Origin of the sequence: Achromobacter kerstersii, from assembly GCF_902859595.1 — a bacterium.
Lineage (GTDB): Bacteria > Pseudomonadota > Gammaproteobacteria > Burkholderiales > Burkholderiaceae_B > Achromobacter > Achromobacter kerstersii.
The window spans coordinates 62,163-78,562 of the sequence record NZ_CADIJQ010000014.1 but is presented as its reverse complement, the minus strand read 5'-3'; the positions used below and the strand labels follow the sequence as shown (position 1 = coordinate 78,562).

The window sequence follows — 16,400 nt, the reverse complement described above, 5'->3', positions numbered from 1 at the left end:
ATCCACGACCACGAAAACTGAGTATCTACCAAAAATTGTTGTAGATTCCAGAGTCCTGCCGGAAATGACAAGAAAGATGAAACGAGCAGTTATCAGATTAGGAGATCGTACGAGCCACGGCGGTGTTGTCGTTACCGGCGACCAAACCATCAATGTGTTTGGCAAGCCAGCCGCACGCAAGGGAGATATGGTTTCCTGCCCGAAATGCAATGGTACGTTCCCCATTGTGGAGGGTTCCCTCTCCTGCGGCAGCGATCGAGAACTAGCGCTGGACGGGATGCGCACATCTTGTGGCGCAGTTTTGCTCGCTAGTCAGCAATTTTGGCTAGAGGAGTATGGCTCCGGTATGTCCTCACCGCCAGAAAAAAGCGAGCAACCTCCAACGGAACGGCCAGAAGAACCGACCAAGCAACTTGTGTACGGTATGGCACAGGTTTCTTTTTACATCCAAGATCGTCGCCAACCTATTGGCATTGGACGTTTGGCGGCAGAGTTACTTGCGGACCGCAGCCCCGAACATGTGAAGCGCTTCATAAAATTGAACGACCATCTCGGAAAATATGCGCAATACGGCAGCATTATTCTCGTCTCGAGCGATTACGAGAATGAGAACTACACTGCCGAATCAATGAAGCTGATCCACTCAGTCAAAGAGGTTGAATCGCTACGAACAAAACTCGCGGTTCATCATGTGCAAACCATGTTCGACAACTGGGATCTTCTTGCCTACGCGATCGGACAAAATGGCGATAACGTCGTGGGAGCCACAGGCACGTTCTTGAAATCGTATGGACAGGGCATTAAGTCTGCGCTGGATCGTCTTGAAGACGCGGCTCAGCAAGCGCTTGCACGGTCAGGAAATCTCAGAGACGCTCAGTTTCGCGCTGAACGGGCAGCGATTCTTGCGGACATTGATACCAAGTTCAAACGGATGTTGCTGGCTCGAGCCGGCATCCCCGATCAAATAAAGTTGTCCGCGGCGCTGAATCTATCGAGCAAGTCCGTTACACATATCTGGCGCTCAGGCGGCACCCCCATCTATGTGCGATATCAGCAGCAACTATATGACTGGTTTCAAAAATATGAATCAAGAGCTGCAAAACTGGCGCTAGCCTTCAGCGTTGGCAAGGCAGGGCAAGATGTATATGAGGTCTGCGCGGCAGAGGACACAAGCCAAAAAGAATGCGTGGTCGCGAGCTCACGAGAAACGCTAGGGCTAGCTGCCAACATTGCAGGTGGATCAATGGCGGCGTCGGGAGGCGTTGCTTTCTGCGCTATGCTCGTTCCGGCAGGAGGCGCCCCCGGTTTGATATGCGAGGCGGGCGTCATCGGCGCGTCCATATGGGCAGGGAACGAAAGCGCCGCTCTCGGTAAGTCGCTCGGCGCTGACTTGAGCACAACGGGATACGAGTTGATTTTCGAATGACAGAACTAAGCGGACAACATATCGGCGCCATTGCAGGACTGGTCTTTGTCTTGGCGTTCGTCGTTTATATTTCCTCTGCAGCGTATTTCTACTACTTCAAACTAGACGACGCCATCCGGTTGACAAGCCACCCCATGGCGAATGGCAGGACCAGATCTCAACTGACGCTCTACGAAAAATTGGCCATTTCCACCACGCTCCTGATATGGCTAGTTCTTCACAAAGCGACGTTTTGGCCAATCAATAATGTTCATCATATTTTTGGTGAAAATGATGTTCGCACCATACCTTCCGATATAAAAATTCCGCTTTACCTCGCTTACGGCGGGATGGCTGTTTCGGTATTGGCGCTGCTTATAGGTAGCGCACTTAAACGCCTATATGCATGAACGTATCGGCGCTGGAGGTTGCACCAGATCTCCCAATGACACAACTTACCAGCCAACACATCAGCGCCGTAACGCCCCGCCCCGCCACCTACCCCACCCGCAACATCCCCATCTCTTCCCGCACCACGCCGCGCTGCGCCAGCGCGGCTATCGCGTGTGCGATGCGTGCTTCTGCATCCGCCAACGTGCGCGACATGCCTAACATCCGGCACACCGACTTGATCACATCCGCTTTCGGCGCGTTGCCCGTCATGGACAGCACGTGCAGCACGCCGTTTGCCAGTTCCTGAATACACACATCATCCACGCGGCGGCGGGTGGCGTCGTCGTCGCTTGCGCCGCGGAACCCGTTCCAGGTTTCGGGCGCGACGCCAGCGGGCCAATAGAACGTGGCGTCGCCTTCGTCCGTCTGACCCACGTCCATCGGCGTCAACGTCCGCAACCGTTCAACGATCCGGACGCCGGTGCGTTCCAGGCCCCAGGCACGGGCGACTTTACGGTGCAGCACGGTCTCGGCGATGGGGCCTTCCGTGTCGATGACCAGCCGTAATTGTTCCGCCAATTGCGCGTTGTTGGTGCGGCTGTAGAAGGCGTCTGAATCACCGCCGGCAGCGCTCAGGTCGGCCAGTTGATAGGTCGCGACGCCACCCGTGGATACGCTGCCCGTCGCGCTGTCCGCCGATGCCCATGCGGTATCGCCTTCTTCCGTCGTGATCACAAACTCCCGCGCGCCCGCGGATTCAACAGCGGATTCAGCAGCGGACCCAACGACGGACCCAACAGCGGACCCAACAGCGGCTTCGGCCTCGGCCTCCGCGGCTTCCCCCTCGGGCTCGTCTTCGACCTTGCGTTCCAGCTCCGCATTCAATCGGGCCAGAATCTTCTCCACTTCACGTTCGGGGTTGATCCACCAGTCGGTGGACCACACCCGATGCAGCCGCCAGCCCAGCCCTTCAAGCACGACCTGGCGCAAGCGGTCGCGATCGCGCGCGGTGGCGCCCGAGTGATACGCGCGGCCGTCGCACTCGATGCCCATCAGATAGCGGCCCGGCGCGCGCGGGTCCACCACGCCCATGTCGATGCGGTAGCCAGAGCATCCCACTTGCGGATGCACCACCCAGCCATGATTGCGCAGCACCTTGATGACTTGCGTTTCGAAGGGGCTGTCCGGCTCGCGGCCGGTCGGCAGCGATTGTTCCACCAAGGCGCGCGGCCCTTTCAGCGCAAACTCCAGGTAGTGCTTCAAATCGCGCACGCCGGTGGCCCGAACGCGAGACAAATCGATCTGTTCCGGCATCAACGTGCTGTAGATGACCACGCCTTCGCGCGCGCGGGAAATCGCCACGTTAAGGCGGCGATGTCCGCCTTCGCCGTTCAGCGGCCCGAAATTCATCGTCATCTTTCCGGCGGAATCCGGGCCAAACGTGATCGAGAAATAAATCACGTCGCGCTCGTCGCCCTGCACGTTCTCCAGGTTCTTGATAAAGAGCGGTTCACGCGACTGCGCAGAGATCGCCTTGTCGAGTTCGGCGTTGGCGCGGCGGCGGGCGTCCAGCAGGGTTTCGATCAGGGATTGCTGCGGCTGGTTGAACGTCACCACACCCAATGTCTGGCGTCGGCGGGCCTTGTCCAGATAATGCTGTTCGATGCCTTGCACGATGGCTTCAGCTTCGCGGCGATTGGTACGGCTGCCGCCCCGGTCGTAGATGCCCGCAACCTTCTCCAGCCGCACGGCCACGTCATCGGTGACGGGCGACGGGAAGGTGATCAGCTGCGAGTCGTAATACGTGACGTTGCTGAACGTGATCAGGCTTTCGTGCTTGCTGCGGTAGTGCCACTGCAAGCGCAGCCGGTTCATGTCGGCGCCCAGGCACTCGTCCAGAATGCTCTCCAGGTCTTCGACCTGGCCATCATCGCCCGTGCCATCCTCTTCCGGCGTGGACTTGCTGAAGAAGCTCGTGGGGGGCAGCTGCTTGGTGTCGCCCACCACCACCACTTGCTGGCCGCGCGCAATGGCCCCCACCGAATCCCACACCGGAATCTGCGACGCTTCGTCAAAGACCACCACATCAAACTGTGAATGGCCGGCGTCCAGATACTGCGCCACCGACAATGGCGACATCAGCAGGCAAGGCTTGAGCTTGGGCAGCAGCGACGGCAAGCGCTGCATCAATTGGCGCACGGGAACGTGGCGCGTCTTCTTTTGCAGTTCGCGGCGCAGCAAGCCCAGCTCGCTATCCGGGCTGACCAGAACACCGTTGCCATCGGGCACTTTGCCAGCCAGCACGGCGGCGATGTAGGCAGACGTCAGCTTCTGGAAGCGGTCGTCGGCATCGCGGAATTCGCGGATCTTGCGCTCGTGGTCGGCACTGGAAAACGCGCGCAACACGGGCGAATGGTCGATGACTTTCTTCACCCACCAGTTGCGATAACTGAATTCAAAATGCGCTTCGACCTGTTCCAAGGGCACGCGGCCCTGCTCCAGGAAAGCAACCAGGCCTTGCAGTTGCGACGCAATGGCTTGCTCGCGCGCCTGACGCCACACGCACCACGGCATCAAGAACTGCTTGTTATGACGCCAGCCCGCCAGCACGCCCTGAATGCGTTCCAGCGCGCCGTTGGCATCCGATGCGCCCGCCAGTGCTTCGGTGGGTTTGGCCAGCGCATCCACTTCTGCCAGTCGGTCTTGCAGGGCGCGCCATGCATCCCGATAGGCCAGCAACGATTTGCCCAGCGGTGAACCCGGTTGCAGGAAGGCGCGGCTTTCGCCCACCAGCGCTTGCAGGCGGGTGCGCAGGGCCGCCGCCGTCAAGGGGTCGCCGGCAACCCGCGTGACGGCATCGGCGAAGCGCTCAGCCCATTGTTCATGCCGCTGCACCTGTTCCCAATCGGTGGACAAGCCTGTGTAGCTGTCTTGCAGCAAGCGCTGTGCGTCCACCTTCAAGACGGCCAGTTCGCGGTCTTCGATATTCACCAGCGCCAGCGGCGCCAGCATGGCGGTCATTGACGCCTCATCCGGCCGCTGGCCATCCGTGCGATAGATCGCCAGACGCTTGCGGATGCCGCCCTTGGCGAAGACAGACTTCGGCCACCATGCCGAACATGCCGACAGCCACTCGGCTTTCAGCGTATTGGCATCAAGCTCGGCCAATTGCGCGTTCCATTGCGCCCCCACCTGCGCCCAATGGGCGTTGCGCGCCAGACCGTGGCGAGCCAGCGCCTGCACTTGAAAGCGCGCCGCCGGGTCGTGCGCCTGCGTGGCCAGGCCCGCAGGCACTTGCGGCGCTGCGAGCAGCACGTCGATCAACTGATCCAGATGGGCGTAGGCATCCAGGCTCAACCCTTGCGCCGGCACGCCGACGCCGTCGCCCGCCACCACGGCCTGCGCCTGAAAGCCTGCCACTGCCTGCTCCAGCGCCTGCGCCGCGGCCAGCAGCGCGTCTTGCCAGCTGGGGCTCCATTCGGCCATGCCGATATGCGCCAGCGGATGGCCATGCAGCACGCCCAGCTCTTTGGACAAGGTCGACATGCGGCGCGCCGTCTCGCGCAGTTGCGCAAGGTCTTTGTAATGGTGCGCGTGCGCATCCGCCCAGAACATGGGCGACGGCTCCTTGCCCGCGTTCTGAATGCAGGTGCCAATGGCGTCATACACCGTCAGGCCATTGGAATGCGTGTGATGCAACGCGTCGACCAGCCCGTTCAAGTCCTGGCGCAGCACCGTCAGGCGTTCGGCTTCGCGCGCCCAATCGTCGCTTGTGCGCTGGCCGCTATGGTCCAGCGCGCGGCCCAGCTGTTGCAGCACCTCGGATTTACGCGCCTTGGACGAATGCAGTTCCAGGCAGAACGGGCCCAGGCCGATATTGGCCAAACGGCGGTGCACGACTTCCAGCGCGGCCATTTTTTCCGAGACGAACAACACCGTCTTGCCGCGCGCGAGCAGATGCGCGATCAGGTTCGTGATGGTCTGGCTCTTGCCCGTACCCGGCGGCCCTTCCAGCACCAGGTCGCGTCCCGCGTCCACCGCGCAGATCGCCTTCAGCTGCGAGGAATCAGACAGCAGCGGCGTCAGCAGGTCTTCGGGTTTGTAGCTTTCGTCCAGGCGGTCAAAGCGTTGATCGAAGGGTTCTTTTGCAAACGCCTGCCCCGGGTGATCAATCAGATGCTTGACGACACGATTGGCTTTCAGCTGCTCGGTACGGTCTTGCAGGTCTTTCCACATCAGGTACTTGGTGAACGAGAAGATCCCCAAGTGCACCTGTTCCAGCACCTCCCAGCCCGCGATTTCCCGCACGGCCAGCCGGAACGCCTGCAACACACGAGCCACATCGACGCCCTTGTCATCAGCGGGCAGGATGTCCAGGCCCGGAATGCGCAGTTCGTAGTTGTTGCGCAGCATCTGCAGCAACGTGGGGTTGATGATGGTCTCGTCGTCATGGCGCACCAACCGGAAGCCGCTGCGCACCGACTGCCGTTGCAGCGACACCGGCACCAGGATAAGCGGCGCCAGATGCGCGCTTTCCGCACCGGGGCTTTCGGTCCAGCGCAGCATGCCCATCGCCAGGTACAACGTGTTCGCGCCGCCCTCTTCCAGCCCGGTGCGCGCTGCGCCGAAGATGGTCAATAGGTTGGCGTCCAGCGCCTCTTGGGTGACGCGCGCAATCAGTTCCTTGTTGCCCAACGCGTCCAGCGCCATGTCATCCAGCGGCGCGCGGCCGCCTCGGCTGACATGCACATCGGCCACACGCGGGTCGCTGCCATCCATCAGGGCGGCAGGCAACGGACGGATGCGGAATTCGCTGCCGTCGACAATGGCGTCTTCCAGCTGCGCCAGATCCGGCACCACAAGCGGCAAGGTGGACTTGGTCAGCTTGAAGTTCAACAGACGGTTGCGCAGCGTCAGGTCGAGCAGGCGCGACTTCCACTTGGCCAGCCGGCCTTCCGGCGTGTCGTCGGCGGGCTCCAGGCTGATCACAAATTCCGGGTCCAGCGGCGGCAGCTCGGGCGTGGGTTCGATGGCGGCGGGGCGTTCGGCGTCATCCGCATCCGTGGGCGCTACCGAGACCACGCGCGACGGCAGCGGCTTGATCTGCAATTCACGCGCGCGATGCACATCGATGGCGTAACGGAAGGTGTTCTCTTCGCGCAGATGGGCTGCGCCCTGCTCCAATGCGCGCCGCAACGACGGGCGAAAGTTCGGATGCTGCGCGATGCCGGTGGTTTCAAACACCAGGAATTCGCCGCTGTCCACGCGCTTTCTGACGGCTTGCACGTCGTCCGTCAACGGGTCAGCAAAACAGGCCTGATGCAGCCACACGCCTACCCAGGCGTGCCCGTCCTTCATCAGAATGACCGGGCGCAAGCCCGCCTGCTCCAGGCAGGACGAGAACAGCATCGCCAGATCCAGGCACGTCGCCACCCGGGCGTCCATGATGCGATCCGGCGTGCGAATCTTCTGGCCGTCCACCCCAAACGACGCGGGCGGTTCGGCGTAATGCAGCGATTCTGCGGCCAGCGTGCTGTAGATGGCGGACACCTGCTTCCACACCACATCGCGGCTTTTGGACTGGTAGCCGTTCATTTGCAGATCGGCGTGCTGCGCGCGCAGCAGCTTGGACGCCTTGCCGATCAGCACATCCACAGCCGGATTGTTCGGCATGGAAAACGCGGCCAACAATTCCGGCAAGGCACGCGTGCCAGCCCATTGGTCATACGCCAGCACGGAAATCGCTTGCGATGCCCGGCCCAATTCCTGCGTGCCTGACTGCACCACTACGTCGATGCTGGCGCGCACGGCTTCTTGCAAGTCGGCCACGTAGGCGTGGTCGGGCGTCAAGTCCAGCGGAGAAATTCTGCGGATTTCTCCTGGCACCAGCACGTCAAAGCGCAGCGTCACAGGAAGGGCGAAGGCGGGATTGCAGCGCAGCCGGACTTCAATATTCTCGAAGGTATGCGCCGACCGGTTCGTCACGCGCAACGTGCGAACGACGGGAACCGCGTTTTGAATCGAGGCGTAGCCCAGCGTGGGATCGGCTTCGATATCGATGGCGATGGCGTCGGCGTCGGCGATGGCGTCGGGCGTGTTCGACCCTGCCGTGTGCAACGCGGTAGCAGGCGCAGTGCCGGCCTGAACTGCGCCGGTCTGCGCGGGGCCTGTGAGCCCTGCGCCCGCCTGCGCCGCGCCGTCCTGGATCGCCAGCGGTTCCAGGTCTTGTCGCTTATCCATCGATATCTCTCGGTTCGGTTTCGAGGCCATCAATGCGGGCCGCGAAAATCTGCAATGCCGGATTTTAAGACGCGATGGAGCCTCTGCCCTCTGGAAACAGAAAGTTTTGCTGATCAGCGTAAATATCGACGGGCATGAGCCTTAATACAGCCCGCTGCCCGTTGAACTATTGCGCGGGCGGATACCCGGGGTCCGTCAGACAGGCCTGCACCCATTCGGTATCGTCCGACGCGTCGATCTCGCCATCCAGCTTCGGCAAAGGCTTGTCGGCATACACGTATTGCGGCGCTTCAGGCTTGCGGTTCCAATTCGCTTTCGTGTCGCCGACCGTGGCGCAGGCTTCATCGGCGCTGCTGAACGAGCACGACGCGATGACATGCGGCTTGCCATCCACCACGTTGGCGACGTAGCGCTTGGTGTAGACCGCCCCCGACGCCCAGGACTCGTCCACCGAGCACACGCGGTCATTGTTTTGGTAGTGGCGAATGGCAAAGCAGGCGTAGTCAACGTCGTCACCGGGCAGCACGTCGCAAGTCGTCCAATAGCCCGCGAAAGCGCCGCCCGTGAATCGCGACTGGAACGTCTGTTGCTGTTGCGCCTGGCGAATCATGGTGGGTGCGACGGTCCCCCTGCCGGATTCCTGGAACTGCCCGATACGGTTCTCGATCAGCTCACGCGCAATCTCACCCATGCTCTTGTCGTCAGGCACGCCGTCCGGGTCCCTGAGCAGACGGTCCAGCGCCCGGTCACGCGCTTCGAGCCACCGCTTCTGGCTGGCCACCAGCATCGCGCGGATGCTGTCGTCCGGCGCCAGCTTCAAGATCGCCTGGTAGGCGCGATTCAGCTTGGCATCGGCCGCCACGGTTTTCTTGTCTGAGCAGATCAGCTTTTCGACGGCGGTGCCAGCCTTGGCGCAATTGATCGCCATCGCTGGCGCGGACAGCGCGAACAAGCCGGTCAGGAACACGGCTTTTACTGCGGAACATGCCAATTTCATTGCGTTCTTCTCTTTACAAGGGCCTGCCGGTTCGGCTTAGCGGCTGATGACTTCACTGTCTTCCATCACGATGCGATAGTTGTTGCGCAAGTCCAGCACGTAGGTGAAGTTCGAGGTGCCAGAAGCGGTTTTACCGCGCTTCGGGCTGGAAACCTTGTAGTCGTAGATGCCGGCCACCAGGCAGCGGCCGTCGGTGCAACGCGCCACCAGCGAGGTCTGGTCCACGGTGAACCGGCGAATAGGCCAACGCGCAAAGTACGCTTCCTTATCCGCCAGGATTTCCGACTTCGGACGCCGCTTCTTGAAGTAGTCGACCGTATCCGCGTAGAACTCACGCGTGAATTTCAGCGCGTCTTCGTTGTTGCCCGCGCCCGTTTGAATCATCAGGGCCGCCGCGTTGATCGCCCGCTGCTCATCGGTCAGCGGAGCCGGTGCGGCGTCCTTTTGCAGCGTGGGGGTGGCGGCCGGCGCCGGTCCTGAATGCGCGGATTGAACGGGGGCTTGGGGTTGGGGCTGTGGCTGTGGCTGCGATTGCGATTGCGGCTGCGATTGCGGTTGCGGCTGCGATTGCGATTGCGGTTGCGGTTGCGATTGCGGCTGCGGCTGCGGCTGCGGCTGTGGCTGCGATTGCGACTGTGCCGTCGCTGCCGCTGGCGCGTAAACGTGCCCGCCTTGCGGTGCGCTGCGCTGTGCCGTCTGCGTGTTCCCCGTCCGGTTGATGCCGTACTTGGCGATCTCCTGCGGCGAGAAGAAGTACATCTCTTTCGAAGGCGTACTGAACATGATGCCCAGCACATCCGCCGACACGCCGTACTTCGGCAAGGTCGCCACAATGTCCGACACGCCCAACTGCGCCTGTTCGCTCGTCATCTCGGGCGAGGTGATCTGATGCACGCCCAAACGCCCGTCCGCCACGCGCTGACGCCCGGCAAAGAACACGAACGCGCATGCGGATGCGCAATAGCTGTCTTTGGGAATGTAGGTATTCAGCCCGCGCTCGTAGACTTCTTCACCAATGATCAGCCCCATATGCACCAGCCCGCCGCCGTTGTTCTGCAATACCAGCGTGGCAATGGACGGGTGCTCGCGCAGCACCTTTTTCAGGTGCAGCATGTCGTTGGCGCCCACGCCCGTGTTGTAGACGAGCAGGTTGGGCGCGCTGGGAAAGTAGACAAAGGGGCCGTAACGCTCGGACGGTTCCGACGGCTGTGGCGCTTGCGCGGACGCCTGCTGCGGGGCCTGCGCGTAGGACGCCGCCGTGCCCGCCAGGGACATCGCCGCGCCCATTCCAAAAGCCGTTAGTGTTCTTTTAAGCATCGGATCTGTTCTATCGCCGGGGAAGGCGCAAATTTATCAGGCATCGCCGAAGCGTCTTGCCTGTCGTCGCCAGCAGCGCGCCATTTTGCATGAAATCAACTTACAAAATAGAAACAGAGTTCAACGTTCTGAAACGTGCGCCCGGGCTATCCTGCGCCGGCCTCCTCTACCGAGACCGCTTCCTTCCCATGCGCAACCGACTCGCATCGCTATTGTTGTCTTCCCTGTTCGGCACCGGCCTGCCCTGCCTTCCCGCATCGGCCGACACCACCGTGCCATCCCTGGACAAGGCCCGCAGCGCCCTCCAAACGGAAGACGCCCGCAGAATGTACGACAGCCAGATGAGCGGCGCACCCCAACCCGACGGGCTGGGCGTTGCCTTGCCCCCCGGCTTCACGCGCGAATACCTGGTGCAGCAATTGGCCCCCGGCCAAGATCCCACGCGCCTTGTGGTCGCTGGCGCAAAGCCCTGGGCGCAACGCGGCGGAACGTTCGTCGCAATGGTGTGCCTGGCGTCGACGCCCGAACGCGCGGCGCAATTGCTCAAATTTGGCGGCGGAGAATGCGCCGATTTGTCTAGCGACGATGAGAAGAACGGCGTCTGGTTCGGCGTGTTCGGCACGACGCCCGGCGCAGCACCCACCTTGCTTGCGCGCACCGATGGCCCCGTCAAGACGCCTACCGATTGGAGCGACACCGACATCGACTTGCCCCAAGACCTGGCCACTGAAGACGCGAAAGCCCCGCTGCTGTCGGTACCCACCGAATGGAAGCGCTTCGACTTGGCCGCCTACAAGATCGCCCCCGGCGCCGTGGCCTTCGGCGTGCGCGCCGGATGGAGCGAAGGCTATTCAGGCGGCGGCGCCAACTTCGAAGCCCTGTACCTGTTCCACATCGACGGCCCCACGCTGCGCGTGGTCTTCGCACAACCCATGTCGTTCTTCAAATCCATCGCGGGGGATTGGCACCCCGATGGCACACGCGACCACGACATGTCCGACGCCAGCAACATCCTGGTGGTGCTGCCGGAGAAGACGGACGGGTACTTTGATCTGCAATTGCGCCAGCAAGGCGGCAAGTGGCGCAAGACGCTGAAGTGGTCGGCAGCGGAGCGTGCGTATCGGTGATGGGGCTATTACCCCTCAATGTATCGTCCGCGCCCCTTTGCGCGCCCGCTTGATTTCGTACATGCGGGCATCTGCCAGGCGGACGGCGGATTCGGCGTCCAAGCCGCGCGGGTCGACGGCCACCACGCCGACGCTGGCGCCCTCGTAGGGCACGACCGCATCGCCCAACTGATAGCGGCCGATGGTGGCCGCCGTAGCGCGTTCTTCCAGCGCGCGGGCGGCGTCTTCGGCTTCGCCGCGTTGCGCTTCGCCGCCGGGGCCGATGTTGCCGCGTTCAATGGCCGGGCCGGGGCCGATCAGCACGAACTCGTCGCCGCCGATGCGGCCCAGCATGTCGGACGTGCGCAAGGTGCTGGCCAGCCGGCGTGAAATCTCTTGCAGGAACACGTCGCCCTGCTGGTGGCCGTAGGTATCGTTGATGCCTTTGAAGCCGTCCAGGTCAATCACGCCGACCAGGACGCTTCCGCCTTCTCGCAGCGCCCGCTTTTCAAGGCGCTCAAGTTCTTCATACAAGGCGCGGCGATTGGGCAGGCCCGTCAGCGGATCAGTCAGCGCGTAGGACAGCAGCTGGACATTCGCGGCCTGCAACTGCTCCATCAGGATTTCACGTTCCAGGAAATTGGCGATCACGTTGGAGAACAGCTTCAGCACCACTTCGGCCTGCGGCGGGATCTGGTGTTGTTGCGCGCTGGCTGCGCAAAGCGTCCCAAGCAGCGTGCCTTCATCGGTACGAACGGGCGCGCTCACGTAGGTCTGGATGCCCAGTTGGCGGGCGGCTTCGGAGTCGGGCCAGCAATTGGCGACGTCGCTGGTACACAGGCGGCCTTCTTCCAGCGCACGTTTGCATAGCGTGTCGGACCACGGCACCGACAAGCCTTCCGGAATCTGCATATCGCCCGCATTGCGTGCAAAGCGCACATGCTGCAAGTCGGCCGCCAAATCGATAGAGGTGAGATAGGTGGATTCCAATCCTGTGACGCTGCCCAGCATGTCCAACAACGGGCGGGTCAATTGCTCGACGGTCTTGGCCTGCGGCAGTGATCTCGACAGTCCGGCAAGTATCGGGTCCAACGGCATCTCCTCGAAGCGTGCGCGCATGTGGCGGCGCGGTTAAGCAAGCCCTGCCACGGTCAGAATGCGGGCGGGTCAGCGGACATTATGCACCGATGAAAAAACCCGCATTCCCCTTGATGGGCAATGCGGGTTTGAGACCTGCCGTCATGCAGACGCCTGACGGCGTCCCGGCGATTTGATTCAGCCGACCACGCGGAAACGCTCGGCGTCGTCCATGAAGGGCTTGTCGCCAAAGCCGTTTTCGTTCGAGCCGAACGGCATTTGCGCGCGCAGCTTCCACGAAGCCGGCACCTTCCATTCACGCGCCACTACGCCGTCGATCAGCGGGTTGTAGTGTTGCAGGCTGGCGCCGACATCAGCGTTGGCCAGCGCAGCCCAGACCGACAGCTGGGCCATGCCGCCCGACTGTTCCGACCACACGGGGAAGTTGTCGGCGTACAACGCAAACTTTTCTTGCAGGCTGCGCACAACGTCCTGGTCTTCGAAGAACAGCACGGTGCCCACGCCAGCGGCAAAGCTCTTGAGCTTGGCTTCGGTCTTGTCGAACCCTTCGGCCGGCGCCACCTTGCGCACTTCTTCGATGGCCAGATCCCAGAGCTTCACGCTTTCAGCGCCAAACAGGATGACGGCGCGCGAGCTTTGCGAATTGAACGACGAGGGGCTGTGCTTGATCGCGTCTTGGATCAGGGTTGCCAGTTCTTCTTTGGAGGCCGACAGGTTGCGGCCCAGCGAATACTGCGTGCGGCGCTTCTTGAGTGCGTCGAGATATGCGTTGCTCATAAGAATATGGACCTTTCGACTGGTAGATAGGGGGTGATATGCGGAGGGATTCTACCGGCAGGCCCATGACGGACGCACTAGTCCCCGCCCAAAAATGGCCGATTTTGGACGGAACAAACTGTTCTATTCATGGCACCAATGTGCTGTGAACCTCTACATCTACGGTGCAATATGCGTAGACGTTTGCCCGACAAGATTCAATATCCAGTCCCGGAGCGCGGACACGCGGGGATCGGCATCGCTGCCTTCGGGGTACACGAGGTGATAGGCGTACTGCGGCGCCACCCGCACGCCCACCTCGAACAGACGTACCAGGCGGCCGGCCTGCACATCGCGTTCGACCAGTTCCCATTCCACCAGCCCAACGGCCCCGCCATCGATCACGGCTTGCACGACGTGACTGGATTCCGTGAACGCAACGCTGCGGCTGTCGTCGAAATCGTCGATACCGGCCGCCGCCATCCACATCGGCCAATTCGGCCAGACGATGCCGCCGGGTTTGCAGTCCACAAAGCACAAGGTGTGGTTGAACAGGTCGCGCGGCGAGACCAGCGCGGGGCTCTGTTCGAGCAACGCCGGGCTGCACACCGGCACGACGATGGTATGGAACAAGCGATGCGAGATCGCGCCGGGGGTGTGGCCCGCGCCGAAGCGGATGGCGATGTCCACATCCTCCGCATCGAAGTCGCGCACGGCGTCGCTGATATCGAACGTCAGCTCAAGCCCCGGGTGCGCGTCGCGAAACGCCGGCAGGCGCGGCAGCAGCCAGTTTGTGGCGAAGCGAGCGCCGACGGACACGCGCAGATGCCCGGCCCCGCGGCTCATGCGCCGCGCTTTGGCGGCCGCGCGATGCAGGGTATCGAGCGCGTCTGTCGTCGCGTCAAACAGCACCACCCCCGCCGGCGTCAACTGGATGCTGCGGCTGGTGCGCGTGAACAGCACGATGTCCAGTTGCGCTTCGATCTCTTTGATCTGGTAGCTGACGGCGGCGGGTGTCAGCCCGACCTCGTCGGCGGCCCGGGTGAAATTCAGATGGCGTGCGGCGGCTTCGAAGGTGCGTAACGCGCGGGTGCCGGGCAGCATTCGGTTCATGATCTTCAAGCCAGATTTAATGATCGGATGAAAATTACTCGTTTCCCCCGGTGATGGCAATTCGGGATAGTGGTGGAACTTGATGATCACCTTGGAGCTTTTCGGATGCCCGCCCCCGCCCTTTCCTTTGTCACGCAACGCAATGGCCAGGCCGCCACCGCCGCAGACCTGGCCCCGCTGGCTCTCGCCGGCTACGCGCACTTCACCGCGATGCAGGTGCGCAGCGGCCAGGTACGCGGGCTGGATCTGCATCGCGCGCGATTGCGCGCCGCCTCGCTTGAGATGTTCGGCCAGGCGCTACCGGATGCGGTCATCTTGAACGCGCTGCGCACCGCGATCCAGGCGGGCCCCGCGGACGTGTCGCTGGTGGCGACCGTGTATTCCCCCGCGGGCGAGTTCACCGTTGCGGACAGGCACACGCCGCTGGATGTGTTGGTGCGCACCGGTCCGCCCTCGTCCGGACCGGCCGGCCCCTTGTCCCTGGCGGTGGTCGAGCATGAGCGCATGCTGCCGTCGGTGAAGCACGTTGGCGAAGTCGCGAAGACCTATCTACTGCGCCAAGCCGCCGCGCAAGGGTTTGACGATGCGGCATTCATGGACCGCCATGGGCGTATGAGCGAGGCGTCGATCTGGAACCTGGCGTTCTGGGATGGGCGTGCCGTCGTATGGCCCGATGCCGCCATGCTGACGGGCACCACGATGGGCATCGTGCAACGGCAACTGGAAAAGATGGGCGTGCCGCAACGGGTGCAGACCATCACGCGGGACACGCTGCCAACTCTGGCGGGCGCGGCAGTCATGAATTCCTGGACGCCGGGCGTTGCCGTGAACCGGATCGGTGACACGGCCATGCCCGAGGCGCCGCCCTTCATGGCGTTGCTGCATGCGGCGTATCTGGCCGAGGAACCTGTATTGCCCTGATCGTGCCGGGTGCCGCACATGCGCCCCCGGCACGTGACGCCGATCAGTCCGCCCGGAAGCCCGTGGCTTTCACCACGTCGGACCAGCGTTTGGATTCCGTCGTCAGCAAGGCTTGCAGCGCTTGGCGGTCGGACCCCACCACGACGAAGCCTGCCTCACCCAAGCTGCGCACGGCGGCGGGCTGGCGCAATGCGGCGGCGCTGTCTTTCTGCAAGCGGTTCAGCACTGCCTCCGGCGTACCGGCGGGCGCAAACAGCGCAAACCAAGCGCCGAAGTTGATTGCCGGCAACCCGCGCTCCGCAAACGTCGGCACGGCCGCCAGCGCGGGCGAGCGTTGCGCGCCGGTGATGGCCAGCGCGCGCAGCTTGCCGCCTTGCACCTGCGGCACGGCCAGCGCCGTCGTCACGAACGCGGCCTGCACCGCGCCGGATACCAGGCCCGACACCGCATCCCCCGTGGACCGGTAGTGGATGGCCTCGATCTTCATACCCGCTTCGCGTGCGAACAGCTCCGCGCCAAAATGGCCCGGTGTACCGGCGCCGAAGGTCGCGAAATTGATGCGGTCTGACGCTTTCTTGGCGCCATCAACGAACGCGGCCAAGTCCTGATACGGTGAATCGGCCGGCACGACCAGCACGAAATCGGCGCGCACCACTTCAGAGATCGGCGCAAAGTCGCGCGACGGGTTGTAGTTCAAGTTGCGATAGGTGGCAGGCGAAATGCTGATGGAGCCGACCTCGCCCAGCAGCAGCGTCTGGCCGTCGGCCGGACTGCGCGCCACCGTCTGCGCGGCGATCTGCCCGCCCGCGCCCACCTTGTTTTCCACCACCACGCTTTCGCCCAGCAGCGGCCCCATGTGTTGCGACAAGGTGCGAGCCACAATGTCCGGCCCGGTACCCGGCGGGAAGCCCACGTTCAGGCGCACGGGGCCATTGGGAAACTGCGCCATCGCCGCAATCGGCAGGCACAGCAGGAAGCCGCCAAACAGGCGGCGCAGCATTGATGTCATGGTTGTCTCCGAGTCGTTTTTATATTCATGCCGCGGCGGGTGCCG

General features: G+C 62.6%; 11 protein-coding genes. 4 read left to right on the top strand and 7 right to left on the bottom strand.

All coding sequences use genetic code 11. The annotated features are described in order from the left end of the window. Nucleotides 1-76: 76 nt before the first annotated feature. Entirely contained in the window at nt 77-1,426 is a 1,350-nt protein-coding gene (locus HV765_RS28625) for a PAAR domain-containing protein (protein WP_175171700.1), read from the top strand. Further along, nucleotides 1,423-1,815, top strand: coding sequence for a hypothetical protein (locus tag HV765_RS28620; protein WP_054424251.1), 393 nt, complete (start codon nt 1,423-1,425; stop codon nt 1,813-1,815). Before HV765_RS28625 ends, HV765_RS28620 begins: the two co-directional genes overlap by 4 nt. 88 nt (nt 1,816-1,903) lie before the next feature. On the opposite strand, the gene HV765_RS28615 is transcribed toward HV765_RS28620, so the two are convergent. The 3 genes from HV765_RS28615 to HV765_RS28605 form a co-directional block, all read right to left on the bottom strand. Beyond that, nucleotides 1,904-8,038: a DUF3320 domain-containing protein gene (locus HV765_RS28615; RefSeq protein ID WP_175171699.1), complete on the bottom strand. Its 6,135-nt coding sequence runs from the start codon at nt 8,036-8,038 to the stop codon at nt 1,904-1,906. 166 nt (nt 8,039-8,204) lie between these two features. Continuing rightward, the gene (locus tag HV765_RS28610; RefSeq protein WP_175171698.1) at nt 8,205-9,035 is read right to left on the bottom strand and encodes a lysozyme inhibitor LprI family protein; all 831 of its coding nucleotides are present in this window, start codon (nt 9,033-9,035) and stop codon (nt 8,205-8,207) included. A 36-nt stretch (nt 9,036-9,071) separates the two neighbouring features. After that, on the bottom strand, nt 9,072-10,352 hold the full coding sequence (locus HV765_RS28605) for a COG3904 family protein (RefSeq protein ID WP_254600758.1): 1,281 nt from the start codon (nt 10,350-10,352) through the stop codon (nt 9,072-9,074). 188 nt (nt 10,353-10,540) lie between these two features. Between HV765_RS28605 and HV765_RS28600 the strand changes: the two genes are divergently transcribed. Next, nucleotides 10,541-11,479: a hypothetical protein gene (locus tag HV765_RS28600; RefSeq protein WP_254600757.1), complete on the top strand. Its 939-nt coding sequence runs from the start codon at nt 10,541-10,543 to the stop codon at nt 11,477-11,479. 15 nt (nt 11,480-11,494) lie between these two features. On the opposite strand, the gene HV765_RS28595 is transcribed toward HV765_RS28600, so the two are convergent. From HV765_RS28595 to HV765_RS28585, 3 genes are all read right to left on the bottom strand, one after another. After that, nucleotides 11,495-12,556: a sensor domain-containing diguanylate cyclase gene (locus HV765_RS28595; RefSeq protein WP_175171713.1), complete on the bottom strand. Its 1,062-nt coding sequence runs from the start codon at nt 12,554-12,556 to the stop codon at nt 11,495-11,497. A gap of 177 nt (nt 12,557-12,733) precedes the next feature. Next, on the bottom strand, nt 12,734-13,333 hold the full coding sequence (locus tag HV765_RS28590; RefSeq protein WP_054424265.1) for a nitroreductase family protein: 600 nt from the start codon (nt 13,331-13,333) through the stop codon (nt 12,734-12,736). Nucleotides 13,334-13,492: 159 nt separating this feature from the next. Beyond that, nucleotides 13,493-14,425 (bottom strand): LysR substrate-binding domain-containing protein, encoded by a 933-nt coding sequence (locus tag HV765_RS28585; protein ID WP_175171697.1) that lies wholly within the window; start codon nt 14,423-14,425, stop codon nt 13,493-13,495. Between the two features lie 105 nt (nt 14,426-14,530). Here HV765_RS28585 and HV765_RS28580 point away from each other — a divergent pair, with 105 nt between their 5' ends. Then, nucleotides 14,531-15,346 carry an aminotransferase class IV family protein gene (locus HV765_RS28580; RefSeq protein ID WP_175171696.1) on the top strand — a complete coding sequence of 272 codons (816 nt, stop codon included), beginning with the start codon at nt 14,531-14,533 and terminating at the stop codon, nt 15,344-15,346. Nucleotides 15,347-15,389: 43 nt separating this feature from the next. Here the strand turns inward: HV765_RS28580 and HV765_RS28575 are convergent, their stop codons facing one another. After that, nucleotides 15,390-16,355: a Bug family tripartite tricarboxylate transporter substrate binding protein gene (locus HV765_RS28575; RefSeq protein ID WP_054424269.1), complete on the bottom strand. Its 966-nt coding sequence runs from the start codon at nt 16,353-16,355 to the stop codon at nt 15,390-15,392. Between the last annotated feature and the right edge of the window lie 45 nt (nt 16,356-16,400).